General features: G+C 59.7%; 19 protein-coding genes, 2 tRNA genes and 4 pseudogenes. 9 read left to right on the plus strand and 16 right to left on the minus strand.

The genetic code is table 11. The annotated features are described in order from the left end of the window. Nucleotides 1-42: 42 nt before the first annotated feature. Together MLPF_RS15550 and MLPF_RS15555 are read right to left on the minus strand one after the other, a co-directional pair. On the minus strand, nucleotides 43-327 hold the full coding sequence (locus tag MLPF_RS15550) for an alpha/beta hydrolase family protein (protein ID WP_282435828.1): 285 nt from the start codon (nucleotides 325-327) through the stop codon (nucleotides 43-45). A gap of 98 nt (nucleotides 328-425) precedes the next feature. Beyond that, nucleotides 426-872, minus strand: coding sequence for an alpha/beta hydrolase fold domain-containing protein (locus MLPF_RS15555; RefSeq protein ID WP_282435829.1), 447 nt, complete (start codon nucleotides 870-872; stop codon nucleotides 426-428). A 320-nt stretch (nucleotides 873-1,192) separates the two neighbouring features. On the opposite strand from MLPF_RS15555, the gene MLPF_RS17090 reads away from it, so the two are divergent. Then, nucleotides 1,193-1,390, plus strand: a complete 198-nt coding sequence (locus MLPF_RS17090) for an aldo-keto reductase family protein (RefSeq protein ID WP_050039194.1) — start codon at nucleotides 1,193-1,195, stop codon at nucleotides 1,388-1,390. Nucleotides 1,391-1,998: 608 nt separating this feature from the next. After that, on the plus strand, nucleotides 1,999-2,847 hold the full coding sequence (locus MLPF_RS04355) for an aldo/keto reductase (RefSeq protein ID WP_045843307.1): 849 nt from the start codon (nucleotides 1,999-2,001) through the stop codon (nucleotides 2,845-2,847). A 15-nt stretch (nucleotides 2,848-2,862) separates the two neighbouring features. Here the strand turns inward: MLPF_RS04355 and MLPF_RS04360 are convergent. The 3 genes and pseudogenes from MLPF_RS04360 to MLPF_RS04370 form a co-directional block, all read right to left on the minus strand. Further along, nucleotides 2,863-3,567 (minus strand): annotated as a pseudogene (locus MLPF_RS04360) (HNH endonuclease family protein). A 79-nt stretch (nucleotides 3,568-3,646) separates the two neighbouring features. Next, on the minus strand, nucleotides 3,647-5,878 hold the full coding sequence (gene recG, locus MLPF_RS04365; protein ID WP_045843308.1) for an ATP-dependent DNA helicase RecG: 2,232 nt from the start codon (nucleotides 5,876-5,878) through the stop codon (nucleotides 3,647-3,649). Nucleotides 5,879-5,881: 3 nt separating this feature from the next. Next, nucleotides 5,882-7,046 (minus strand): annotated as a pseudogene (locus tag MLPF_RS04370) (DAK2 domain-containing protein); the annotation flags it as partial. A gap of 205 nt (nucleotides 7,047-7,251) precedes the next feature. Between MLPF_RS04370 and rpmB the strand changes: the two are divergent. Further along, entirely contained in the window at nucleotides 7,252-7,446 is a 195-nt protein-coding gene (gene rpmB, locus MLPF_RS04375) for a 50S ribosomal protein L28 (protein ID WP_082082390.1), read from the plus strand. 178 nt (nucleotides 7,447-7,624) lie between these two features. On the opposite strand, the gene MLPF_RS04380 is transcribed toward rpmB, so the two are convergent. Together MLPF_RS04380 and MLPF_RS04385 are read right to left on the minus strand one after the other, a co-directional pair. Next, a complete protein-coding gene (locus tag MLPF_RS04380; protein ID WP_045843310.1) occupies nucleotides 7,625-8,308 on the minus strand; it encodes a uracil-DNA glycosylase in 684 nt (227 codons plus the stop codon). A 113-nt stretch (nucleotides 8,309-8,421) separates the two neighbouring features. Next, a complete protein-coding gene (locus tag MLPF_RS04385; RefSeq protein WP_045843325.1) occupies nucleotides 8,422-9,399 on the minus strand; it encodes a thiamine-phosphate kinase in 978 nt (325 codons plus the stop codon). A 165-nt stretch (nucleotides 9,400-9,564) separates the two neighbouring features. Between MLPF_RS04385 and MLPF_RS04390 the strand changes: the two genes are divergently transcribed. Further along, the gene (locus MLPF_RS04390; protein WP_175266438.1) at nucleotides 9,565-10,158 is read left to right on the plus strand and encodes a DUF3515 domain-containing protein; all 594 of its coding nucleotides are present in this window, start codon (nucleotides 9,565-9,567) and stop codon (nucleotides 10,156-10,158) included. 8 nt (nucleotides 10,159-10,166) lie between these two features. Here the strand turns inward: MLPF_RS04390 and MLPF_RS04395 are convergent, their stop codons facing one another. Both MLPF_RS04395 and MLPF_RS04400 read right to left on the minus strand, forming a co-directional pair. Further along, a complete protein-coding gene (locus MLPF_RS04395) occupies nucleotides 10,167-11,297 on the minus strand; it encodes a D-alanine--D-alanine ligase family protein (RefSeq protein ID WP_162196942.1) in 1,131 nt (376 codons plus the stop codon). A 134-nt stretch (nucleotides 11,298-11,431) separates the two neighbouring features. Further along, entirely contained in the window at nucleotides 11,432-12,472 is a 1,041-nt protein-coding gene (locus tag MLPF_RS04400; protein ID WP_045843312.1) for an NAD(P)H-dependent glycerol-3-phosphate dehydrogenase, read from the minus strand. A 545-nt stretch (nucleotides 12,473-13,017) separates the two neighbouring features. Here MLPF_RS04400 and cofC point away from each other — a divergent pair. The 3 genes and pseudogenes from cofC to mutT1 all read left to right on the plus strand — a co-directional run bounded on the left by cofC (nucleotide 13,018) and on the right by mutT1 (nucleotide 16,984). Continuing rightward, nucleotides 13,018-13,668 carry a 2-phospho-L-lactate guanylyltransferase gene (cofC, locus tag MLPF_RS04405; protein ID WP_045843313.1) on the plus strand — a complete coding sequence of 217 codons (651 nt, stop codon included), beginning with the start codon at nucleotides 13,018-13,020 and terminating at the stop codon, nucleotides 13,666-13,668. A gap of 83 nt (nucleotides 13,669-13,751) precedes the next feature. After that, nucleotides 13,752-15,971: an RNA degradosome polyphosphate kinase gene (locus tag MLPF_RS04410; RefSeq protein ID WP_045843327.1), complete on the plus strand. Its 2,220-nt coding sequence runs from the start codon at nucleotides 13,752-13,754 to the stop codon at nucleotides 15,969-15,971. 77 nt (nucleotides 15,972-16,048) lie between these two features. Further along, nucleotides 16,049-16,984, plus strand: a pseudogene (gene mutT1, locus MLPF_RS04415) (8-oxo-(d)GTP phosphatase MutT1). 70 nt (nucleotides 16,985-17,054) lie between these two features. On the opposite strand, the gene MLPF_RS04420 reads toward mutT1, so the two are convergent. The 3 genes from MLPF_RS04420 to leuC all read right to left on the minus strand — a co-directional run bounded on the left by MLPF_RS04420 (nucleotide 17,055) and on the right by leuC (nucleotide 19,948). Continuing rightward, nucleotides 17,055-17,642, minus strand: coding sequence for an HU family DNA-binding protein (locus MLPF_RS04420; RefSeq protein ID WP_045843314.1), 588 nt, complete (start codon nucleotides 17,640-17,642; stop codon nucleotides 17,055-17,057). A 215-nt stretch (nucleotides 17,643-17,857) separates the two neighbouring features. Then, nucleotides 17,858-18,454, minus strand: a complete 597-nt coding sequence (leuD, locus tag MLPF_RS04425) for a 3-isopropylmalate dehydratase small subunit (protein WP_045843315.1) — start codon at nucleotides 18,452-18,454, stop codon at nucleotides 17,858-17,860. Between the two features lie 42 nt (nucleotides 18,455-18,496). Next, the gene (gene leuC, locus MLPF_RS04430) at nucleotides 18,497-19,948 is read right to left on the minus strand and encodes a 3-isopropylmalate dehydratase large subunit (RefSeq protein WP_045843316.1); all 1,452 of its coding nucleotides are present in this window, start codon (nucleotides 19,946-19,948) and stop codon (nucleotides 18,497-18,499) included. A gap of 85 nt (nucleotides 19,949-20,033) precedes the next feature. Between leuC and MLPF_RS04435 the strand changes: the two genes are divergently transcribed. Then, on the plus strand, nucleotides 20,034-20,735 hold the full coding sequence (locus tag MLPF_RS04435) for an IclR family transcriptional regulator (RefSeq protein ID WP_045843317.1): 702 nt from the start codon (nucleotides 20,034-20,036) through the stop codon (nucleotides 20,733-20,735). A 124-nt stretch (nucleotides 20,736-20,859) separates the two neighbouring features. Continuing rightward, nucleotides 20,860-21,336 (plus strand): annotated as a pseudogene (locus tag MLPF_RS04440) (pyridoxamine 5'-phosphate oxidase family protein). Between the two features lie 82 nt (nucleotides 21,337-21,418). On the opposite strand, the gene MLPF_RS04445 reads toward MLPF_RS04440, so the two are convergent. The 4 genes from MLPF_RS04445 to MLPF_RS04460 form a co-directional block, all read right to left on the minus strand. Beyond that, nucleotides 21,419-21,491: transfer RNA gene (locus MLPF_RS04445), tRNA-Glu, on the minus strand. Between the two features lie 88 nt (nucleotides 21,492-21,579). Further along, a tRNA-Gln gene (locus MLPF_RS04450) sits at nucleotides 21,580-21,651 on the minus strand. A gap of 240 nt (nucleotides 21,652-21,891) precedes the next feature. Further along, entirely contained in the window at nucleotides 21,892-23,400 is a 1,509-nt protein-coding gene (gene gltX, locus MLPF_RS04455; RefSeq protein WP_045843318.1) for a glutamate--tRNA ligase, read from the minus strand. Next, nucleotides 23,397-24,203 carry a fumarylacetoacetate hydrolase family protein gene (locus tag MLPF_RS04460; RefSeq protein ID WP_045843319.1) on the minus strand — a complete coding sequence of 269 codons (807 nt, stop codon included), beginning with the start codon at nucleotides 24,201-24,203 and terminating at the stop codon, nucleotides 23,397-23,399. The genes gltX and MLPF_RS04460 overlap by 4 nt, the downstream gene beginning before the upstream one ends. Nucleotides 24,204-24,748: the final 545 nt, after the last annotated feature.

A 24,748-nucleotide genomic window follows, 5' to 3' on the forward strand; every position in this document is an offset into this window, starting at 1 on the left:
GTTACGGCGCCTCTAGAGTACCGGCGGGGGTGAATTGGGTGACTACACCCGGTTCAGGTGAACACACAGTGCCGAAATCAGCACACTCGTCGCAGCTGGACAGCCGCCAAACAGAAAACGAATTGGCGAAGCCGTGCGACCGCGAACCGAGGGAACCCGTCCACCGCAGTCTCGGCAGCCCGCAGCGCCGCCGTGTAGCTCTCGCCTTGGTCGCGCCAATGGGGAGAATCCCGCCACCGTGATCAGCGCCGGCGCCAGCCCAGCCAGCGGCTCGTCCTGCAACGGCAACAACCGTGGATCGGCGTGCTCTACACTGCAGCCCCTCAAGTATTGCGTTTTGCAATGAAGTCCCTATCCCGCTTGGTCAACAAAAAGCCACGAGCGAACAACGTCATTGACCGGGTGTGTGTGTGTACGGTTGAAGTTCAGTCCGCGGGTAGAGCAGCCACTGCAACACCGAGGTAAGGTCGTCGGCGTCTCGGGCCAATTGGCACATATACACATATAGTCGCCCGGTTGCTGCCGGCGCTGTCCCAGCTCACCGCGACCGACCCGGAGCTGGCACCGAGCTCCGTGGCATTGCTGGTACGCCTACTCAAAGTATCCTCGATCCCGGCCAGGGCCGGATACTCAGGCGCCAGTCGGTAGTCAATCGACAAGACGTGGATGTCAGCGTCATGGCACGTCAGCCGGCACAGCGCATCATGAATATCCAGATCGCCGAGTATCCAGCCACCGCCGTAGTAAAAGACCAGAAACGGGGCAGCCACGCCACTGGCCGGGCGGTAGTGCCGTGACGAGATCTCACCACCCAGCCCAAGCAACGAAATGCCGTTTACCTCGATGTGAATCTGCGAACCCGGCAACGACAAAGAGGGCCTCGTCCATCTGGGTGCGAGATGCGGCAACGTTGTCGTGGACAACCAACCCGTCGATGCCTAAGGTACGCATGCTGAAGAGCGTCAGCCGCAGCATGGGGGACAAGTGTGTTGCCATCGATGATGAGTACCCGACAACAGCATCCTCTTGACTACGCTCGGCATCCACGGAAGAACCTTGGCACCACCAGTGGTGATCTTACCCTATATGCGACTTGTCCACCCGCATTGGTTCACAGTTAGCGCTAAGATGAAGGTCCCTGCGCCTAGCAGACTCTATATAGTCATAGGCTACCCCGCCCAAAAAAGACCTTGTGACGCTGACCAACGGTAATTCGACCCCTGCCGTCGGGCTCGGTGTGTCCTGGATCTCGCTGGCCGACATCGAACAGGCGGTCTACACCCCGCTAAGCACCGGTTATAAGCATAGCGACACCGCAACGATCTACCAGAACGAGCGAGAGGTCGGGCGAACGATTCCAGTGTATCCCGCAACCAACTGTACGTGGTGACCCAGTTATGGAATACCGACTACGACACACACACTAGAAGCGTTCGGCCACCAGCCAACATGGAGCGACCTGGGCTCGACTAACTCGACCTGAGCCTTTGACCGCAGCCGACACTAAAAGAAGTTCATCGCTGCCCTATAAGCTATATAGGGCATTCGTCCACCTAACGTAACTAGGACAGGATCCGGTCCATCAGAGTCAGCAACTTCGAGCCCGAGCACCTCGTGGTCCTAAGAATGCCACCGGCATTGATCCAGGGGTTAATCAGATCGAGCTATATCCGCGGCTGCCAGAGCGGGAGTTCCATAAAATGCACTCCCTGCAAGATCGCCACCGGGGCATAGTCACCACTAGGCAAAAGGGTTGCTGTTGGCCCACCCAACGATCACCGCCGTGGCCGAACAGCGGCACAGTTGATGATTCGGTGGCACATACAACTCGATAGTATCGTAATTCCCAAGCCGGTGAACCCCTCACGGATTGCGAGCAAACTTGGACGTGTCTGATTTCGAACTCAGCGCCGCAGAAATGGCATCGATCTCCTCGCTCGATGACCGAACCCGGCTTGGACGCAGCCCACACACCTTCGATTTCACAGGCAGGTGAAAATGATGCCGAGCACCTCCCGCACTTCTAGTCCCTCAATCACCCTTAACGACGAGAACACCATGCCGTTGCTCGGCCTTGGTGTCGCAGAATTGTCGGAGAACGAGGCCGAACGCGCGGTCTTGGCGGCACTGGAAATCGGCTGCCGGCTCATCGATACCGCCGCAATCTATGGCAACGAAGCCGCAGTCAGCCGCGCGATTGCCGCCTCCGGAATTCCCCGCGACCAGTTGTTCGTCACCACCAAGTTGGCTACACCCGACCAGGGTTTCACCAAGTCCCAAAATGCTTGCAACGCCAGCTTGGACCGACTTGGCATGGATTATGTCGACCTCTACCTAATTCACTGGCCCGCCCCGCTGGTGGGCCAGTATGTGGACTCCTGGGGAGGCATGATCCAATCCCGCGGCGAAGGACGTGCCCGCTCGATCGGCGTGTGCAACTTCACCGAGGAGCACTTATCGGCGGTTATCGATCTCACCTTTGTCACGCCAGCGGTCAACCAGATCGAGCTACACCCACTGCTCAACCAAAACGAGATGCGCAAATCAAATGCACAGCACAACGTTATCACCCAGTCCTATACCCCACTGGTTCTTGGCCGATTGATGGACAACCCGACCCTGACCGCGATCGCCGCCGAATATGGCAAAACACCTGCACAGGTACTGCTTCGGTGGAACTTGCAGCTGGGTAATGCAGTAGTTTTCCGGTCCACCAAAGCCGAGCACATTGCCAGCAATTTCGACGTCTTCGATTTCGAATTAGCTGTCAATCATATGGACGCAATGAACGGGCTGCACGACGGCACTCGGTTGCGCCCGGATCCAGAAACCTATGCCGGCAGCTGATCTCGCCCGTAACTGCTACCCGACTGGACAAGTCGCTGTGGCCTGAAGTAGTACACCCGTCGACGCCTCGTCTACCGGTAGCTGGTAACCGCACAGCACCGCGATGAACTGCATGGCGTATTGGTACGTAAACGCGGCGTTCGGCGGCATCCACCGGGGCCGGCGGCGAATCGTTCTTGTTCTGATTGGCCTGACTGTCAAAGGCTAGCAAGTTGACCGGATCGTTGACAAACCACAGCAGCTGTCGATCCGGCCAACTGTATGCCCCCATGTCCCAGGCATAGGCGAGCGGTACATATGGTCGATCTGCACTGATTCGTCGACCTTTGCGCCGCGTTGGAAGGCGATGGTCTGGTCGATGTACGAATCATACAGCGTGCAGGTAGCCACCCCGCTTGGACACCGCTTGATCGACACTAACGTGTTGTCGACGAAATCGCAGGTGAGGATGTCGTCGCGGATGTCACACGCATTGTGCCTAGGCGAGGCATGGTTGTTGTCGTCCCACGAGTCACCGAACGCCGACCGATGGTAATCATAGCGATGCAGCAGCACTACAACATTCTCCAGCACATCGGCGCCCAGGCGTCACCTCGGCATGTCAAAGCGCGCGGTGAATTCGTCAGCGTGTCTAGTTGACTATGATCCCAACTTCTGATAGCTAACCATAACCGCACACATGGCAACAACCGACAACCACAGCAGCACTTTGCGATTCACCAGCTCCGCGCTCCGCCTTAAGCAGGTTGGGGTACTTCCCACTTGTGGAGGCTTGCCCCCACTGCATCGTCACTAGAAGTCATGACTTGTCTAAGTAGTCGATACGGTCGGTATCAGTGAATCGTGCTGCCAAAATTGCCAATCCGGGGTGCGAGGCTAATCCAGGTTGCGGATAATCGTAGGCGCGCGTACAAAAGTCGCGTGCAGACTCAATGAACACCTGGTGCTCGGCCAATGACAGCATCCTCAGGGTAATCGCCTTTCCAGATTGGTTGCGGCCCAGAATATCTCCTTCTCGACGCTCCTTGAGGTCGAGATCGGCCAGTGCGAACCCGTCCATGGTCTCGGCGACGGCACATAGCCTGCGCCCGGCCGGAGAACCCGGCGAGACCCAGCTGGCCAATAAACACAGGCTCGGATGCATGCCGCGACCGATGCGGCCACGCAGTTGATGCAACTGGCTGATTCCGAACCGATCGGCGTCCATCACCAACATGACGGTGGCGTTAGGTACATCTACTCCTACCTCAATGACGTTGGTGCACACAAGCACATCGATTTCGCCCGCGCGGAACGCCATCATCACAGCGTTCTTCTCGTCAGTGGACAACCGCCCGTGCATAAGCGCCAGCCGCACGTTCGCCAGCTCACCAGAACGCAATCGTGCGTAGAGACCCTCCGCGGTTTCCGATGGTTTGCTGTTCTTCCCCCCTTTCTGCGGATCGTCGCGCTCATCGATCCGGGGCGCCACCACATACGCTTGGCGGCCCGCGGCGACCTCCTCGAGGATGCGCCGCCAAGCCCGGTCCAGCCACCCTGGCTTGTCCTTGACGAAGATGACGTTGCTGGTGATTGGCTGGCGTCCGCGCGGCAATTCGCGCAGTGTCGACATCTCCAGGTCGCCGTAGACGGTGAGTGCGACGGTACGTGGGATTGGCGTCGCCGTCATCACCAACAGATGTGGCATAATGCCAGTGGGGCCCTTGGCACGCAACTGATCTCGCTGCTCGACACCGAAACGGTGTTGTTCGTCGACTACCACCATGCCTAGGTTGTGGAATTCGATCGCGTCCTGCAGCAGCGCGTGCGTGCCGATGACGATGCCAGCCTGGCCGCTGACAATGTCAGCGCGAACCTTTTTCTTCTGCGCCGCCGTCATCGAACCGGTAAGCAGAGCCACCTGGGTGGCGTTTTCCGCCCCGCCCAGCTGGCGGCCCATCCCCAACGGGCCGAGAACGTCACGGATCGACAGTAGATGTTGTGCAGCAAGAACTTCCGTAGGAGCCAGCAACACGCATTGATAGCCAGCATCAACCATTTGTAACATTGCCAATACCGCAACGATAGTCTTACCCGACCCGACCTCACCTTGAAGCAGGCGGTTCAACGGACGGGTTGCCGCGAGCCCATCGGACAGCACGTCACGCACCTCGCGCTGTCCCTCCGTAAGCTCGAACGGCAACCGCCGCATCAGTTCTGCCATCAGACCGTCAGACCGCGGCGATGCCGACGGTCCCGATTCCGACAGTTCACCATGCCTGCGAGTCACCAACGCCCACTGCAAGCCGACCGCTTCGTCGAAGGTTAGTCGTTCCCGTGCACGCCGACGTTCCGACTCGCTTTCAGCGAGGTGGATGGAGCGCAGTGCCTCATCTTCGGAGACCAGGCCATGCTTGGCACGCAGATCCGCGGGCAACGGATCGGCCACCGGATCGAGGACCTCGAGCACCTGACGCACGCAGACGTAGATATCCCAGCTCTGTAGTTTGGTGCTGGCCGGATAGATCGGAAAGAATCGACGTTCGAACGCCGACATCAGCACTTCGCCACTGACAGCCTGTGAAGCATCGGCGATGCTGCGCAACGAGCTACTGCCACGGTTGCGTCCGTCCGGCGAGTCGAGAATGAGAAAAGCGGGGTGCGTCAGCTGCATGACGCCCCGAAAAAACCCGACCTCCCCGGAGAGCATCACCCGGGTATCTTTGGTAAGCCCCTTACTAATGTAGCCCGCGTTGAAAAACGTGGCGATCATCTTGTTGCGTCCAGAGCCGACCGTGAGACGTAAATACTTCTTCTTCGAGTCCTTCTTCATCGGCAACGTCACCGCCTCCGTGATGACATCAACGATGGTGATGTGTTCACCTGCTTCCGGCAGCTCGTCTTGGGCGCCCCGCACGGTCGCACCCTCAGTGTAACTGCGTGGGTAGTGGCGTAACAGGTCGTCAACAGTGCGGATACCGAACACTTCGTCGAGGGAATCGGCAGCCTTGGCGCCCACGATGTAGTCGAGCCGATCGGATAATGACACCACAGGCTAATCGACTCCGATCCGCAACGCGTCACCGCGATGCCGGCTGCTGTAAGCCACCAATTCAGTCCCCGGGTGGTTGTCGTGCACGTGCTGTTGCAGGATGTCTTTCACTGTGGCGGTGTCAACTGCTGTGTCGATACCGGCCCCCATCAACACAGTTACCAGTTCACCACCTGAGGCCAGCCACAGATCAAGCAGACCGATCGCCGCCCTCCACCGCATCAGCAGCTACGACCAGTATTTCGTCGCCGGCGATGCCCAGACCATTACCAGTTTGACAGCGACCGGCCCAGGTCAACGCGCTTCTCAGTCGAGACGCGTACCGACCCGTGCCGAGCAGAGCCAACGGCACAGGCCATAGTGTAGCCGTCGTTGACTGCTTGACAACCCGGATCATGGACAGCCCGCGGCTAGGCCTTGTACCTTCGACCCGGTCGGTATCGGCACCACATCAATGCCCCAGCCAATGGCCGCGGTGCAGCCTGCGACGAGCTCCTCGACGGCCAGATAGCCGTAGGGCATCACCATATCACCTAAGCGGCGCCGTATCCACCACGGCCCGAACAGCTGGTGGGCACTGATATCGGCCGGCCGGATCGACGGCATAGGGGCCCAGTTGCAGCACGCAGACCCCTGCACCGGCGAACAACTCGGGCAGCACCGTCGCCAACGGCCAGCACCGCCCGTTCCCGCGTCCGGCTGCCCGCCGACAATCCGGCGGGCAGCCGGAGTTAAGCAGCGAGACGACGATCCGGCTGAATTGTACTGCTAGCAGTCCTGCTTCGATAGAGGCGCCCGCATCGTCAGTGTGTACGTGCACCGCGTAACTGCCGTACGTCGCTGCAGGGGCGGCCGCGATAGCTATCGATTCACCCAACTCCCAGACGCCGAAGTGTATCCGCCTCGTCGGCATAACACTCATCCAGCAGGTAAATCATCTCGAATTGCTGTGCCCGGCGTCCGGTGACATCATCTTTTTCATCGAACGGCACCGCACACGGCAACAGCTCGTGCACTGCGCGACCGGCACCACCCCGATGAGAGTCAAGCACAGCGCGTCCAATAGGACCAGCAGACGCCGTCCGCCGGCATCCATCGCGCCGGCGTCAGCAAGCACATCAAGCTGCTCGAAGGTTTGCTTTAGCGCAACAACAGCCGCTTCACCGGCGGGGACGAACCGGCTCATTGGTACTAGTAGCCAACGAGGGGTGGACCAATACCGACCGTGACCATCATTCGGCAGCGGTTTACCCTTTGGTGGTTGCCCAAAACAGTCGCTATCCTAAGGTAGCGCTTGGGTCAGTCCAGGCTGCCCCAACTCCCAAATATGTGATGTTGCCGGATGCCAACAAAAGATTCGAGGAGCTTTTAGAATGGCCGCTGTGTGCGATATCTGCGGGAAAGGCCCCGGCTTCGGCAGGTCGGTATCACACTCCCACCGCCGCACCAGCCGCCGGTGGAATCCCAATGTGCAAACTGTGCACATGGTGAAGCGTCCCGGCGGCAACAAGCAACGGCTCAAAGTCTGTACCTCCTGCATTAAGGCTGGCAAGGTTGCCCGCGGCTGACTGTTGCGTCAGCGCCCCAGTGTCGAAGTCGGCGCGCACACGATAACGCAACGGCCAGGTCAATCCTAGACGACGATGACGGTCTTGCCCGCTTCGGCCCCGGTCACCGGCAGTTTTCGACGAACGCGACAAGTGTGGCAAGGCCGATCTCGAGATCGTGTCCGAGCTGTCATATCGGTCAGGGTAGGCGCCAATTGATGGGCTCAGCACCCATCCCGGCGAGTATCCCGTTGGTACGGCTGAATGGGCGCGAGCCGAAGAACCCGCGAGACGCCGACAGCGGCGAAGGGTGCGGCGATTCGATCACCGCAGAGTTAGCGACAGTCAACATCGGCTTCAGCGTGGCAGCATCACGACCCCACAAAATCGCCACCATCGGTTCTGGCCGCGCCGCCAGCGCTCGGATCGCACACTCCGTGACCACTTCCCAGCCCTTGCCCCGATGAGACGCCGGGTTACTAGGGCGCACCGTGAGCACCCTGTTTAACAGCAGCACACCACGCTGTGCCCAAGGTGTCAGATCACCACACGCGGGCAAAGGATAGCCCAGGTCTGCGGTGTACTCGTCGAAGATGTTGGCAAGACTGCGGGGCAGCGGACGCACATCGGGAGCCACCGAGAAGCTCAGGCCCACAGCATGTCCCGGTGTCGGGTACGGATCTTGCCCAACGATCAGAACCCGCACGTTATCAAAAGGATAAGTAAAGGCACGCAAAACACTATGCCCGGCAGGTAGATACCTACGCCCGGCCGCGATCTCGGCCCGCAGAAATTGACCCATCTCGGCTACCTGGTCGGCGACCGGCTCTAGCGCGGCCGCCCACCCTTGCTCGACAAGTTCACCCAACGGACGTGCGGTCATCCCAGCCCCTGCGCATACAACACCACCAGGTACTTCGTGATTTTCCGGTATTCAGGTGATTGCCGGTCGGTGAACTTCAACGGGGCAATCGCGTAAACAGTCATCGCGACACCCTAACCTCCAAAGGATTGCCAACCCGCATGTCCCCGCCACTCCTGCCCATCGACAAGCACCCGGGCCGGCCCGTCGAATACCCGCCCGATGATGCGCCATCCAGACAGTGCCGTACCGGCGAAACAGGCCACCAGGGCGTGGTCTTCACCGCCACCCAGCACCCACGACCACGGATCACCGCCCACCGCGGTCGCGGCTGCAATCAACGCGGCGTGGTCTGCTGCTAGCGCCGCAGTGGATAGATCAATAGACACCCCGGACGCTCGCGCGACGTGACGCAGGTCGGCGATCAGACCATCGGAGACGTCGATCATTGCTTGAGCCCCGCAAGCCGCGGCGGCAACCCCTTGACCATATGGCGGCTCAGGCACCAGGTGACGACGCCGCAGATCATCGAACCCGTCAATCCCTTTATGCCACAAGGCATAACCAGCAGCTGAGCGGCCCAGGGTGCCAGCGACAGCAACCATGGAGCCGTTTTGAGCCCCAGACCGCAGTATCGGTGCGTGACCGTCAAGATCACCCAACACAGTAACGGAGACCACCCATTGCGGGCAGCTAACGAGATCGCCGCCGACGATGCCGGCCCCGATGCGTCCGGCCTCGTCCCACATCCCGTCGACCAACGCGTCCACCTGGGCCACCGGCGTATCACCAGGCGCTCCCAAACCCACAACGAATGTGGTGGCCCGCGCTCCCATCGCCTCGATGTCGACAGCGTTCTGCGCGATCGCCTTACGGCCGACATCGTGCGGTGCTGACCAATCCAGCCGGAAATGGCGATCCTGCACCAACACATCTGTTGACACCACGATGCGACCGTCGCTGGCAGTCACCACCGCCGCATCATCGCCAGGCCCGACCGCGACCACAGCCGGCTGCCTGCGGCCTCGCACTAGCCGGTCAATTACTGCGAACTCACCGAGCTGCTCAAACGTTACAGCCTTCCCTAGCGCTCCACATTCATGGTTGCACACGCCACCTCCTCCGGCGCGTCCCGAACATCTGCGGGCAGCCGAAAGGTCGCCCGAACTGCGATAAGTTAAGTCCTTGCCGACCCGCGCGAGCAGACCGCCGCCAGTGTAGAACCCGACGCGGAGGGTACACGGCCCGACAAGCAGCACAGTAGGAAGGAATCAGTCATGGAGGTGGCTGGGCAGGTGACGAGCGAATCCGACGTTGGTTCGGCTGTTGACGCAGGCGGGCCATCACGTGCCGTGATGATCGCCGCGGTGGTGCTGGCAGCGGCAACGATCGGCGTAGTCCTGGTCCTCGCGGCAACCCACCACTCGCCACCGCAGCCAGTTGCTATTCCTGCCGTACCGGCCCCGCAGGCCACCACTGCCGCATGCCGATCGCTGACGCAAGCACTGCCGCAGCGACTCGGCGACTATGAGCGTGCACCTGTCGCGCAACCAGCGCCCGACAGCGTAGCCGCCTGGCGAACCGGGCCAGACATCGAGCCAGTGGTGCTGCGCTGTGGACTCGACGGCCCGGCCGACTTCGTTGTAGGTTCTCCGATCCAAGCCGTCAACCAGGTGCAGTGGTTTGAGGTGGCTGCCAAACCGCAATCCACCATTGATGCCGGTAGATCCACCTGGTACACAGTAGACCGGCCAGTGTACGTCGCATTGACACTGCCATCGGGATCGGGACCGACACCCATCCAAGAACTCTCCGACGTTATCGACCGCACCTTGGCGGCCACCCCGATCAACCCAGCTCAGTCTCACTAGCGAGAACGCTAGCGCATACCCACGCCCCGAGCCAATGCCGTGTCCACCATGGTCGCTAGCAACGTCGGGTAGTCCACGCCGCTGACTGCCCACAGCCGTGGGTACATCGAGGTCATGGTGAACCCCGGCATCGTGTTGATCTCGTTGATCACCGGCCCGTCGTCGGTGAGGAAAAAGTCGACTCGTGCCAGGCCCTGGCAGTCGATAGCCCGAAACGCCCGGATCGCGAGCTGGCGCACCTCGTCGACAACGTCGTCGTCTACCTTGGCAGGCACATCTAACTCAGCTGCGTCGTCGAGATATTTGGTGGTGAAATCGTAGAACGAATCCTCGCTTCCACTAACCCCGGCTACCCGGATTTCCCCCACCGTGCTGGCTGCCACAGTGCCATCCGGCATTTCGAGCACGCCGCACTCCAACTCGCGGCCGTTAACCGCCGCTTCGACGAGCACCTTCGGATCATGCCGACGAGCATCAGCAATCGCGGCAGGCAGCTGGCCCCAGCTCGACACCCGGCTGATACCGATAGACGAGCCACCGCGTGCGGGTTTAACGAATACCGGCAAACTCAGCCGCTCGCACTCCTGCCGATGCAGCGTTGGCTGCGACGGACGTAACACCGTGTACGCACTCAACGGCAGTCCCTCCGCAGCAAAGAGCTTCTTAGTGAATTCCTTGTCCATGCCGGCGGCACTAGCCAGAACACCAGCGCCGACGTATGGCACACGAGCAAGTTCCAGCAACCCCTGGATGGTGCCGTCCTCGCCATATGGACCGTGTAACACCGGGAATACCACATCAACCGACGTCAGGACCTCTCCGGCCCCAAGGCCAACACCGTGCGAAAGTGACACCAGTTGACCGCTGCGCCGTGGATCGGCCGGCAGCGTCAACTCGGTTCCCGATTCGCAGCTCACCGCGGGAAGCTGCCTATTGGCAATCGCCAGCGCATCCGGGTTGGGATCGGTGAGCATCCACGACCCCTCCGGGGTGATACCAACCGCGACCACGTCAAACCGCTGTCGATCCAGATTGCGCAGGATGCTGCCAGCAGACACACAGGAGATGGCGTGTTCGTTACTGCGCCCGCCGAATACGACGGCAACGCGCACGCGGCCGCCGGATGGCAGCCAGGGCATCAAGGGCCGCTGGTAGACATTCACAACCTAGAGAGGCTACCGATCAAGCAGCTCCACGGGCAGCCTAGAGGCTCTGAACTGGGGGTCTAGCTACTCACGGGCCGCCTGGGCGGGCCCGTCCCATTCGGGCATGGTTACTCAGACTTAGCACTGCGACCCAACAGCAGAGCCATCGCCTTCTCGATCGAAAGTCCCTTGTGACAGACTCGGTGGACGGCGTCAGTTAGCGGCATTTCGACGCCATAGCTGGACGCCAAGGCGAGCACCGACGCGCACGACGTCACACCCTCGACAACGTAGCCGTCTCCGCCATCCATACCGTGCAAGATCGACTGTATGATCTCGCCCCGGCCCAAACGTTCGCCGAGTGACCGGTTACGCGAATGCGGCGATGTGCAGGTGGCCACCAAATCACCTACACCCGCCAGACCGGCCAGCGTCGTGCCCTTGGCGCCTAGCGCCATCCCCAGCCGTATGATCTCCGCCAAGCCCCGGGTGATGATCGTCGCCGCGGTGTTTTCGCCGAACCCGACGCCCGCAGCCATCCCACACGCCAGCGCAATGACGTTCTTGCATACTCCGCCGATCTCGGTGCCGACAACATCGCTGTTGGTGTACGGTCGAAAGTAGCTACTGTTTAGCATGTGCTGCAAAGCGACGGCTCGGCCCGAGTCGCTGCACGCGATGACGGTGGCTGTGGGCTGGCATTGAACAATCTCACTAGCCAGGTTGGGTCCCGAAAGCACTGCAACCTGCGCCGGGTCCACACCGGTTACCGAGACGATTACCTGACTCATCCGCATCAGCGTGCCCAGCTCGATGCCCTTGGCCAAACTCACCAGAGTCGCGCCGTCAGTCACCAAACCACCCCACCGCTCGAGGTTGGCCCGCATCCGCTGCGCCGGCACCCCCAGTAGCACCGTCGACGCACCGCACAGCGCGTCTGCGGGATCGGCGGTAGCGCGGATACCTGGCGGTAACAGTGTTCCCGGTAGATAGGCGCGGTTGCATCGGGTTGCGTTGATCTGCTCAGCAACATCCGGTCGCCGAGCCCACAATACGACTCCGGCTTCCGGTCCGCCGGCATCGATAAGCACCTTGGCCAGCGCGGTGCCCCATGCACCAGCGCCCATCACCGCGACGGCACTCTCTGAACGAGCCACTGTGCCGGCCATGCACCACCCCCGTAGTTGTTTAAAGCGGCATCTGCAGCAGGTACGGCACAGACCAGCACAGGCTATCGTCACGCTAGTCACGATCACGCGCTAACGTGGCGCTGGGCTGCGGCCGTTACTCTAGCGGTGCATCGTATCGGTGATACGTGGGTTAGACAGCCTGGTCGATGTCGGCCTCCATGTCCAGCGGTCGGACTTTAGGTACGTTGTAGCAAATCCGTGAAACTAAGATTTTGCTGGTAGGGGCGTCGTCGCTCCCTACCAAGACCGGCGTCACGTTCCTGTCGATCAACGCGGAAGTATATTGTGGTACTTCCTGTTCCAATCGACGTCTAACATCGAGCTGGATGATTCAGCCACCGCCTCGGGCATGCAGTCGGCCCCGCTGGGCTGGTCATCGAAACTGCAGCGCCGATTCCCAAGTTAGACTTGGGAATTACCAATCATGCTACGACACAACGCTCTAGTGTGCCAATCGGCTGCCACGATCGCGCCCTCGTGACACTCGCAGGGAATGTAGCGAACAACGCTGGCAAGATGACCTCATGGGTGGCATACGGGCCGGAGGCACAGCTGATGTCGGCTTGATCATCGCCGTTAAGCGGTTGGCCGCCGCCAAGACTAGGCTAGGCCCGGTCTTCTCGACTCGGACACGAGAGAATGTGGTATTGGCCATGTTGGTAGACACCCTGACCGCAGCGGCGCGCGTTTCAGCACTGCATTCAATCACCGTTATCACGCCCGACGAGGCCGCTGCTGCGGCAGCCACCGAACTCGGCGCCGAGGTTCTGACCGATCCAACACCCGATGGTCATAGTGATCCACTGAATAACGCCATTGCCGCCGCGGAACACGCGATAGCTGGATTATTTTCCAATATCGTTGTACTGCAAGGAGATTTGCCTGCCTTACAGACACAGGAGTTGTCCGAAGCAATCGCTGCCGCCCGACACCACCAACGCAGCTTCGTCGCTGACCGACTGGGTAGCGGAACCGCAGCGCTCTGCACGTTCGGAACCGCGCTCAACCCGCAGTTCGGTCCGGATTCATCCGCGCAACATCGCCGTTCAGGCGCGATCGAGCTGACAGGACCCTGGCCTGGCCTGCGATGCGACGTCGACACGCCTGCCGATCTAGCCGCCGCACTCCGTCTAGGAATCGGGGCCGCCACCGCACGGGTGATCGCACATCTTTAGCCCCAACCAGCTCCAGGACCCCAAATGGTGAACAGCGCACCAACGCGGAACGGATGACCACAGAGTGCTGGCAGCACTACCGGATGATGAGCAATGATCGTTTGGTGACCGAAATCGAAGCTGAGGCCCGGCTCGAAGAGAATATATGGCATTCAGACGACTCGGCCCTCGCAGCACCGCCCGCGGCAACCACCTCTGCGAGCCAGGACCAGCTTCCCGACGACCGCTACCTCAACCGAGAATCAAGCTGGCTGGATTTCAATGCACGCGTGCTCGCACTAGCCGCTGATAACTCGTTGCCGTTGTTGGAGCGAGCCAAGTTTCTGGCGATCTTTGCATCCAATCTCGACGAGTTCTACATGGTTCGAGTCGCCGGCCTCAAGCGCCGCGATGAAATGGACTTGTCGGTGTGCTCTGCTGACGGTCTCACCCCACGTGAGCAACTGAGCCGCATCGGCGAACAGACCCAATGGATCGCCAGCCGGCACGCGCGGGTGTTCCTCGATTCGGTGTTACCTGCACTCGGTGAGGAGGGCATCTACATTGTCACGTGGGCGGATTTAGATCAGCCCGAACGAGACCAGTTATCGACCTATTTCAACGAGCAGGTCTTCCCCGTCCTAACACCACTAGCTGTCGATCCCGCCCACCCGTTTCCGTTTGTCAGCGGGTTAAGCCTGAACCTGGCGGTCACCGTCAGGCAACCCGAAGATGGCACTCAGCATTTCGCCCGGGTCAAAGTGCCCAACAACGTCGATCGATTCGTCGAACTCTCTAACCGCGGAACGGTCAGAGATACCTCTGCCGGAGACGAAGGTCAGCTCATTCATCGGTTCCTGCCCATGGAAGAGCTGATAGCGGCGTTCCTTCCGGTGCTCTTCCCTGGCACAGAAATTGTCGAGCATCATGCGTTCCGCATTACCCGCAACGCTGACTTCGAGGTTGAAGAAGACCGTGACGAAGACCTACTACAGGCGCTAGAACGAGAATTAGCGCGTCGACGGTTCGGATCGCCGGTGCGACTCGAGATTGCCGACGACATGACCGAGAGCATGCTGGAACTGCTGTTGCGGGAACTCGACGTGCATCCCAGCGACGTCATCGAAGTGCCCGGGCTGCTTGACCTGTCGTCGTTGTGGCAGATCTACGGGCTGAACCGACCCGCACTCAAAGACCGCGCATTCATTCCCGACACTCATCCCGCTTTCGCCGAACGGGAAACTCCCAAGAGCATCTTCGCGACACTGCGCGAAGGCGATGTCCTGGTGCACCACCCCTATCACTCGTTTGCCACCAGCGTGCAAAGATTCATCGAACAGGCCACCGCCGACCCCGATGTGCTGGCGATCAAACAGACGCTGTACCGCACCTCCGGTGATTCACCGATCGTACTGGCGCTCATCGAAGCCGCCGAGGCAGGAAAGCAGGTGGTGGCACTGGTCGAAATCAAGGCTCGCTTTGACGAGCAGGCCAACATCCGGTGGGCGCGCGCGTTGGAACACGCAGGCGTGCATGTGGTGTATGGGCTCGTTGGACTCAAGACACACTGCAAGACCTGCCTCGTGGTGCGCCGCGAGGGCCCGACGATCCGGCGGTATTGCCATATCGGGACCGGCAACTACAACAGCAAGACCGCTCGGCTGTACGAAGATGTCGGTCTGCTAACCGCGGCACCCGATATCGGCGCCGACTTGACTGACTTGTTCAATTCGCTTACCGGCTATTCGCGTAAGCTGGCGTACCGCAACCTTTTGGTGGCCCCGTATGGAATTCGCCGAGGCATTATCGAGCGCGTCGAGCGCGAGGTGGCCGCCCATCGTGAATCCGGCCCCAAAACCGGTAAAGGTCGGATCCGACTTAAGATGAACGCTCTGGTCGACGAACAAGTTATCGATGCGTTGTATCGCGCGTCACAGGAAGGCGTGCGAGTCGAGGTGGTGGTACGCAGCATCTGCGCACTACGCCCAGGCACCGAAGGCTTCTCGGAAAACATTTTCGTCCGCTCGATTCTCGGCCGTTTCCTCGAGCACTCACGGATCATCCATTTCCGCGCCATCGATGAGTTCTGGATCGGCAGCGCCGACATGATGCACCGCAACCTAGATCGACGAGTCGAGGTGCTGGCGCAAGTTAAAGACCCGAAGCTGACCGCGCAACTAGATGAATTGTTGGAGTCCGCATTGGACCCGTTCACCCGGTGTTGGGAACTGCGACCCGACGGGCAGTGGACCGCGTCGCCGCAGGAAGGCCAACGGGTGCGCGACCACCAAGAATCGTTGATGGAGCGGCACCGCAGCCGTTGACGCTGTGTGACGATCTTTCGGCCACATCCACAACTGACGAGCTCCCCCTGATTCAATTTACCTGCAAGGATGTTAAGGTGACGATTTGGAACTTGTCCCGTCGGTGGCCAAAAAATCAAATCGTGTACGCCGCGGGAGCGGTGTTGTGGCGACCGGGCAATTCCGACCTGGCCGTCGAGATTGCCGTTATCCACCGTCCCCGTTACGATGACTGGTCACTGTCCAAGGGCAAAATTGACCCCGGTGAGACCGCTCCGATAGCGGCCGTGCGCGAAGTGTTCGAGGAAACAGGCTACCGCGTGACCCTTGGTGCGCAGCTCGTCGTGGTGAATTACCCGATCGGTGAAGACGTCAAGAAAGTGTACTACTGGGCTGCTCGCAGCAGTGGGGGACAATTTGTCCCGGGCAGCGAGGTCGACGAGCTGCTCTGGCTGCCGGTTGCCGACGCAATGAAAAAACTTGATTACGAGCAGAATCGAAAAGTCCTGCTCCGGTTCGCTAAACAACCAGCTTATACGCGAACCGTGCTGATCGTCCGACACGGAACCACCGGCCGAAAACCACGCTTGTCGAAGGATGACACCAAACGACCTTTGGACAAACGGGGTCGCGCACAAGCGGAGGCATTGATCGGACAGCTGCTGGCTTTTGGTGCCACCGTGTGTATGCGGCCGACCGGCTACACTGTCATCAGGCGGTAGAACAGCTCGCCGCAGAATTAGGTGTGCCGATCCACAATGAGCCCAGTTTGACCAAGGAGGGCCTTCACCAAGAACCTCAAACGCAGCCTACACCGAGTGTTGCGGACCGCCACGCAGTCAGGAACACCGGTGATCTGCTTGCAGAGCAAGGTAATTCTAGACCTGATCGCGTGGTGGTGCGAACGCGATGGAGTACGCCTCGACAAATCACGCAATCACAAGGGCAGTACTTGGGTGCTGTCACTATTAGCCGGTCAGTTAGTAGCAGCGGACCAGATCGGCGGTGCGCTCGCAGCCAACGTACAGTCCTAACACGCAGATACCCTTCCGAGTGAAAGCAACACCGCCCGAAGGGTATCTGCGTTAGACTGACCAGTTCAATCTACCTGCGACCCCGCTTAGCGGCGGTAGCCTTCTTGACTACTGCCTTCTTGGCCAGCGCCTTGGTCGTGGCCTTGCGTACCGGAGCTTTGACGGCGACCTTCTTTACCACTTTTGTCGCCTTTTTGGCGGGAGCCTTCACGGCCGCGGTGATTTTCTTCGCGGGTGCCTTAACGACCTTCTTGACCGGACCCTTGGTCACCGCCTTCTTGGTCACCGCCTTCTTAACCGAAGCCTTCTTAACCGCTGCCTTCTTGGCTGCACTGGTCGCTACACCACGCTTGACAGCGGGCCCCTCCGACGGGAGACGCTGTGCGCCAGCCACAACCGCTTTAAATTGCGCACCCGGACGAAACGCCGGGACGGACGTCGGCTTCACCTTCACCGTTTCACCGGTGCGGGGGTTGCGGGCCACGCGCGCGGCCCGGCGACGCTGCTCGAACACACCGAACCCGGTAATGGTGACGCTGTCGCCTTTATGTACCGCACGCACAATCGTGTCAACGACATTCTCGACGGCAGCGGTCGCCTGCCGACGGTCCGAGCCCAATTTCTGTGTCAGCACGTCAATGAGCTCTGCTTTGTTCATCCAAATCCTCCGAAGTCAGTGGTTCTCGTTTTTGAACCGACTAGTGGACACGGTAAACCCTGAGCCCATTGATTTCCAAGAGCCACGCGCAATTTCACCGAACCTACGTAGGCCATTATCGCAATCCGGTTGCCGCCCTTGACCGGTGGCGGGAACAGAAAAATAGGCTTGGCTACGTTGGTGAGCGAGCGATAAATCCTGCCAGTGCGAACCCGTCAGGCGGTGGGCAGTGTGCGCGGTTTCCACGCCGGACGAACCGACTCAAACGCCTCGATCTCGTCGAGTTTACGCAGATTAAGGGCTATATCGTCGAGTCCTTCGAGCAGTCGCCAAGCAGTGTAGTCATCAATCTTGAACGGCAACACTACCGTTGCTGCAGCGATATTTCGATCTTGAAGATTGACAGTGATTTCCAACCCCGGGTTCTGCTCGATGAGCTCCCACAGAAGTTCAACATCATCTTGGGCAACTTGAGCCGCCAGCAATCCCGCCTTGCCCGCGTTACCGTGAAAAATATCACCAAATCGAGACGAGATAACCACCCGGAATCCGTAGTCCATGAGCGCCCACACCGCATGCTCACGCGACGAACCAGTCCCGAAATCAGGACCGACGACCAGGACTGAGCCCCGATCAAAGGGGCTGAGGTTGAGCACGAATGAGGGATCGACCCGCCACGTCGCGAACAAACCATCCTCGAAACCGGTTCGGGTGACACGCTTCAAAAAGACCGCAGGAATGATCTGATCGGTATCGACATTGGACCGCCGCAATGGCACGCCGATGCCGGTGTGGGTGTAGAAGGCTTCCATAACTTATCCTCTGCTCCTCTATCTCAGTTCAAGCCAGCTGAGTTAGTTCAAATCGGCCGGAGCAGAAAAAGTGCCGCGAACCGCGGTGGCAGCGGCGACGGCCGGGGATACCAAATGTGTACGACCACCCTTGCCTTGCCGTCCTTCGAAATTTCGGTTGGACGTCGCAGCGCACCGCTCCCCAGGTGCAAGCTGATCGGGGTTCATACCCAGACACATCGAACAGCCCGCCTGTCGCCACTGCGCGCCAGCAGTGATAAAGATCTCACCGAGCCCCTCGGCTTCAGCCTGCGCACGTACCCGCATTGAGCCGGGAACGATCAGCATCCGCACACCGTCGGCCACCTTGCGGCCACGTAGTACATCGGCCACCACCCGCAGATCTTCAATGCGACCGTTGGTACACGACCCAACGAACACCACATCGACCGCAATATCGCGCATCGGTGTACCTGGACGAAGGTCCATATACGCCAAAGCTTTCGCGGCGGCCTGTCGTGCCGCATCGTCAATCATCAATTCGGGATCAGGCACCGCCCCGGCCAACGGCACTCCTTGGCCGGGGTTTGTCCCCCAGGTGACAAACGGACTCAACGAGGTCGCATCGAGATAGACCTCGGTTTCGAACACAGCGTCGGCGTCAGTGCGCAGCTGTTGCCAGTAGGCTACTGCGGCATCCCATTGCTCGCCGGTCGGGGCGTGCGGGCGGTCACGTAAGAACTCGTAAGTAGTCTCGTCGGGAGCCACCATTCCTGCTCGGGCGCCGGCTTCGATGCTCATGTTGCAGATCGTCATCCGGCCTTCCATGGACATCGATTCGATGGCGCTGCCCCGGTATTCAATTACATAGCCCTGCCCGCCACCGGTGCCGATCCTAGCAATCAACGCAAGGATGATGTCCTTGGCTGTGACGTCGGCGGGCAATCGCCCATCGACAGTGACCGCCATTGTCTTGAATGGGCGCAACGGCAGAGTTTGAGTGGCGAGTACATGCTCGACCTCCGAGGTGCCGATGCCCATCGCGATTGCACCGAAAGCGCCATGGGTAGAGGTGTGACTGTCGCCGCAAACGATCGTCATGCCCGGTTGAGTGAGGCCTAACTGTGGCCCTACGACATGAACGATGCCCTGCTCGATATCGCCCATCGGGTATAGCCGGACACCAAATTCGGCGCAGTTGCGCCGCAACGTCTCCACTTGAATACGCGACACCGAGTCGGCTATCGGCTTGTCGATGTCGACGGTGGGAACGTTGTGATCTTCGACGGCCACCGTTAAGTCGGGGCGGCGCACCGGCCGGCCGGCCAAGCGCAAGCCATCAAAAGCCTGCGGGCTGGTGACCTCGTGCACCAAATGCAGATCGATGTAGATCAAATCGGGACTGCGATCTTGGCGAGAGCCCTGACCGGCTACCACAACGTGGTCTTCCCAAACCTTTTCGGCCAGCGTGCGCGGCTTGTGGGCGCTGCCCGCTTGTTTCCTCTCGTTATCCATCTCCAAGCGCCTCGATTCGCCTCATTCGCGACTCGCCGATCAATCCATATTGATATCGCAGAATACGAGACACTAGTATCTCTTAGTGAGAAAGGCTAGCGGTATTGGCCTCCTCGACAAAGTCGTGGCACTGCTGCATACGATCGCGGAATCTTCGTGCGGGTTGGCTGAACTATGCGATCGAACTGGCTTGCCCAGAGCCACCATCTACCGTCTGGCCGCCGCGCTGGAGATTCATCGTCTGGTAGCGCGCGACGATGAGGGCCGGTGGCAGCTTGGACCCGCAGTCTCTGAACTCGCGATCCATGTCAACGATCCACTGCTGGCTGCCAGCGCAACGGTGCTGCCTACGTTGCGCAAAAGCACCGGAGAAAGCGTGCAGCTGTATCGCCGAGAAGACACCTCGTGGTTCTGCGTGGCCGCACTGGAACCTCCTGCGGGCCTTCGCGATACGGTTCCGGTTGGGGCACAGCTACCGATGACGGCAGGTTCAGGAGCGAAAGTACTACTGACCCATAGTGATGCCGCCACCCGAGAAGCCGTGCTACCGACGGCGAAATTCACCGACCGAACACTAGCCGAAGTCCGCCGACGCGGTTGGGCACAAAGCGTGGCCGAGCGCGAACCCGGGGTAGCAAGTGTATCGGTGCCCGTGCGCGACAACCGCTGTGTCGTGATCGCTGCCATGTCGGTTTCTGGACCCATCGACCGGATGGGCCGACGTCCCGGTACACGATGGGCAGTTGACTTACTATCAGCGGCCGAAGCACTGACTCGCTGCCTCTGAAACTTCTGTTGCTCGAACGTAAACCACGCGACACGTTTTCGATGCAGTTCGCGTAGCAGGATTCACAACCGCACTTTTCTTAGCCATCGACTAAGCGCTAACGGTAGCCAGACAGACTGGCCCAATGAAAACCAATCGGCGCGCGCATATCGTCATGTCCGAGGCTGAAATCATCGACTGCGTTGTCAACATCCGCCCCGGTACGCTAACCACCATCGACCCTAACGGCCAGCCACATTTGACCGCGATGTGATACGCTGCCATCGACGGCGCAATCCTACTGGAAATCAAGGCTAAATCACAGAAAGCTGTCGACCTCAAACGAGATTCACGAGTGAATTTTTTTAATCGAGAACGGCCAAACGTATGACCGCTGTGCGAAGTGTACTTCGAAGGCACTACGGAGAGTATCGGCAATCCCGATTCCCCTTTCCGGGTCGGAGTCAGCATTTGGGGACGTTACACCGGTCTCTAAATCGACGACGCAAAGCCCATGGTCGACCAAATGATAGAAAGCGAATCGGCGTGCGCAGTGTAAGCCATCGTATCCCGCTCGTGGGATCACCACAAGCTCGGCTTGCTGCACATGCCGGTCCGGTAGAGCGGATCGACCGCACCTGTCACACTGGCACTATTAGAGACACGAGGGATCGGCCAGTGACCACACTATCGACGGTCGGTTGTAGCCCCGATGGGATTCGAACCCACGCTACCGCCGTGAGAGGGCGGCGTCCTAGGCCGCTAGACGACGGGGCCAGAACCGATCCGAGCTGTCAGCATAACTCACACGCCACTAGGCCCACCCAATCGCTTTGAGACATCGCTGACAGTCCGACGGACTTTGCTGGGGTACCAGGACTCGAACCTAGAATGGCTGAACCAGAATCAGCTGTGTTGCCAATTACACCATACCCCATTTCTGCCTAGACCCTGTGATCAGAGCACATTCTGCGGACTATAATGAGCACTTATTAGCGTCTGACTATGTCCTGGGATTTGCCCCTGTCCATCCATGATCGGCCGACGTGCAGACTACCAAAGACTCACCGCGCAAATCCGCACGCCTTAGTCTTATCTCTTTGCGTTCCTAGTGTGGCGACGGCGAGCGTCGGAAACGACGCGAGTAAGCAGCCACGCAACCAGGCTTAGGCCTGCACTAGGCTGGGGCGACCCGCGCTCGCGCAGCGCTCAGCCGCTGCAGGCTACGAGCACGGCCGAGTAACTCCAGCGATTCGAACAGTGGCGGGCTGATCGATGCCCCCGTGGCGGCGACTCGGATCGGACCGAACACCTTGCGCGGTTTAAGCCCAAGATCTTCGATGAGTGCAACCTTGAGGACGTCCTCGATACTCGCAGTGGTCCAATCCACCAGGCTGTCCAGCGCGGCACGGGCAGCATCTAGCACCAACCCGGCATCAGCATCCAGCTCTTTGGCGGCGGCCTTAGGGTCAATAGAATACTCGTCATCGTTGAGGAATTTCAACAGGTCCCAAGCGTCACCAAGCACAACGATGCGGGTCTGTACCAACTGGGCCGCGGCGATGAAGCCCGCATCGTAATTAGCGGAATCCAAAGCGATGTGGTAGCCGTGTGTGGTGAAGTAGTCGCGCAGCCTGCCGGCGAAATCCTCGGAGTCGAGCATTCGGATGTGCTCGGCGTTAACCGCGTCGGCCTTCTTCTGATCGAATCGCGCCGGATTGGAGTTGACGTCGACCACATCGAACGCAGCTACCATCTCGTCGAGACTGAACAAGTCGTGGTCATCAGCGATCGCCCACCCCAGCAAAGCAAGGTAGTTCAGCAGACCTTCGGGGATGAAGCCCCGGTCACGATGGGTGAACAGATTCGACTGCGGGTCGCGCTTCGAGAGTTTCTTGGTTCCCTCCCCCAATACTGATGGGAGATGGCCGAATTCAGGAACACGCTCAGCCACTCCGATTCGGATCAACGCCTGGTATAACGCCACCTGTCGCGGAGTAGAAGATAGTAAGTCTTCGCCACGCAGCACATGGGTGATCTTCATCAGCGCATCGTCGCACGGGTTGACCAAAGTGTACAACGGATCTCCGCTTGCTCGAGTCAACACATAATCGGGCACAGTGCCAGCCGCAAAGGTAGTGGTCCCGCGCACCAGGTCATCCCAACTGATATCCCCGTCGGGCATCCGCAGCCGAACTACCGGCTTACGGCCTTCCGCCAAGTACGCTAAGCGCTGCGCGTCGGTGAGATCGCGGTCAAAGTTGTCATACCCCAGCTTAGGATTGCGGCCAGCAGCAAGATGGCGGTTCTCGACTTCCTCCGGTGTGGAAAAAGCGTAATAGGCCTCTCCTGCAGCAAGCAACTTTGCCACCACCTCGCGGTGGATGTCAGTGCGCTGCGACTGCCGGTACGGACCGTAAGGTCCTCCCACCTCGGGACCCTCGTCCCAGTTCAGGCCGAGCCAGCGCAACGCATCAAGCAAGGCCAGGTAACTTTCTTCACTGTCGCGCTCAGCGTCGGTGTCCTCGACGCGAAAAACGAAGGTACCTCCGGTATGTCGTGCGTAAGCCCAGTTGAACAGGGCCGTGCGAACCATTCCGACGTGCGGAATACCAGTGGGCGATGGACAAAATCGTACCCTGACTTTTGCTGCTTGCGAGGTACCTTCAGAAGTTGCTGCAGTCACGACTTTCCTTTGCGGACTACGGGATTAGTCAGGGTGCCAATGCCTTCGACAGTGATAGAAACGGTGTCACCGTCTTCGACGGGACCAACACCTGCCGGTGTCCCGGTGAGGATGAGATCACCAGGCAGCAATGTCATTACCGCCGAAATCCACTCCATGATGGCACTCACGCGGTGAACCATCAGGGAGGTGCGGCTGTGCTGTTTGACTTCGCCGTTGACTTCAGTTCGCAATTCAAGATCGTCCGGGTCTAGTGGACCGAGGTCGGTGACGATCCACGGCCCTACTGGGCAGAAGGTATCGTGCCCTTTCGCACGCGTCCATTGACCATCGGCGCGTTGCTGATCACGGGCCGACATGTCGTTGCCGATGGTATAGCCGAGGATGAAGTCGACGGCTCGGACGGCCGGGACGTCCTTGCACGGTCGACCCACCACTAGTGCCAACTCGCCCTCGAAATGCACAGGTGATGCGTTGGCGGGCAATCGAATCGGAACATTTGGGCCGATGATCGCGGTATTGGGCTTGAGGAATATCACCGGATCTGCCGGCGCTGGTCCCGTTTGGTAACCCATCTCGGCGATATGATCGGCGTAGTTCGTGCCGATACAGACCACCTTGCTGGCCAGCATCGGAGCCAGTAGCCGGACATCGGCTAATGGCCATGCACGGCCGGTGAAGGTTGGTGTGCCGAATGGGTGCTCAGCGAGCTCACGGGCAAACATCCCATCGGGATCGTCAGACTCACCTTCGATGCTGACGAACGCTACGCCGTCTGGGCTAGCTATTCGACCAAGGCGCATTTGCTTGAACCTAGCGCGGCAACGATGGGCGCCGCGGAGCGGCGGTTCACGTGCAAGCATGATCCGGTGCCCAAGAACCCGAGCCACCCAGACCAATTGGGCCTCGGCGCACGCTGGTCAATAACATTCATCTCGGTGAGCGTGACATCTAGCTTCTTCCTATTTATCAATGGCATTACGTTCAGATTCCCGCGTTGTCACCGCACGTGGCATCTCGTTGGCCGAGGCTGAACGATTGGCTTCGATGCCCATCTGGGGGCCGGGTCGTTACACTAGACTTTCTGAGGTTACATCACCAGCCGACTAGACAAACGAATCATCATAACTGTGGGTTCGGCACTCACCGCGCCCTCGACGTATGCCGCGGCATTGGTCCACTCGTTAGTGGCAACGGGAGCATTCCTATTCCTCGGTGACATGTCTGCCGCCAGCTGTAACACGGCTGACGGCGGGCTGGTCTCCATTGGTTTCCACCAAATAAACTCAACGTCGCGATGAGGCATCCGCTAGACCGTGCAACCGCTGGGAATCGCCATCGGCGCCTT

The organism is Mycobacterium lepromatosis (genome assembly GCF_000975265.2).
In the GTDB taxonomy this organism is placed as follows: domain Bacteria; phylum Actinomycetota; class Actinomycetes; order Mycobacteriales; family Mycobacteriaceae; genus Mycobacterium; species Mycobacterium lepromatosis.

What these genes read in the sequence shown, in the direction of transcription:
- MLPF_RS04355 (WP_045843307.1), top strand. Translation starts at nt 1,999, where the DNA reads ATGATGCCGAGCACCTCCCGCACTTCTAGTCCCTCAATCACCCTTAAC.
- rpmB (WP_082082390.1), top strand. Translation starts at nt 7,252, where the DNA reads ATGGCCGCTGTGTGCGATATCTGCGGGAAAGGCCCCGGCTTCGGCAGG.
- MLPF_RS04380 (WP_045843310.1), bottom strand. Translation starts at nt 8,308, where the DNA reads ATGACCGCACGTCCGTTGGGTGAACTTGTCGAGCAAGGGTGGGCGGCC.
- MLPF_RS04390 (WP_175266438.1), top strand. Translation starts at nt 9,565, where the DNA reads ATGGAGGTGGCTGGGCAGGTGACGAGCGAATCCGACGTTGGTTCGGCT.
- MLPF_RS04395 (WP_162196942.1), bottom strand. Translation starts at nt 11,297, where the DNA reads ATGCCCTGGCTGCCATCCGGCGGCCGCGTGCGCGTTGCCGTCGTATTC.
- MLPF_RS04400 (WP_045843312.1), bottom strand. Translation starts at nt 12,472, where the DNA reads ATGGCCGGCACAGTGGCTCGTTCAGAGAGTGCCGTCGCGGTGATGGGC.
- cofC (WP_045843313.1), top strand. Translation starts at nt 13,018, where the DNA reads ATGGGTGGCATACGGGCCGGAGGCACAGCTGATGTCGGCTTGATCATC.
- MLPF_RS04410 (WP_045843327.1), top strand. Translation starts at nt 13,752, where the DNA reads ATGATGAGCAATGATCGTTTGGTGACCGAAATCGAAGCTGAGGCCCGG.
- MLPF_RS04420 (WP_045843314.1), bottom strand. Translation starts at nt 17,642, where the DNA reads ATGAACAAAGCAGAGCTCATTGACGTGCTGACACAGAAATTGGGCTCG.
- leuD (WP_045843315.1), bottom strand. Translation starts at nt 18,454, where the DNA reads ATGGAAGCCTTCTACACCCACACCGGCATCGGCGTGCCATTGCGGCGG.
- leuC (WP_045843316.1), bottom strand. Translation starts at nt 19,948, where the DNA reads ATGGATAACGAGAGGAAACAAGCGGGCAGCGCCCACAAGCCGCGCACG.
- MLPF_RS04460 (WP_045843319.1), bottom strand. Translation starts at nt 24,203, where the DNA reads ATGCGCCTTGGTCGAATAGCTAGCCCAGACGGCGTAGCGTTCGTCAGC.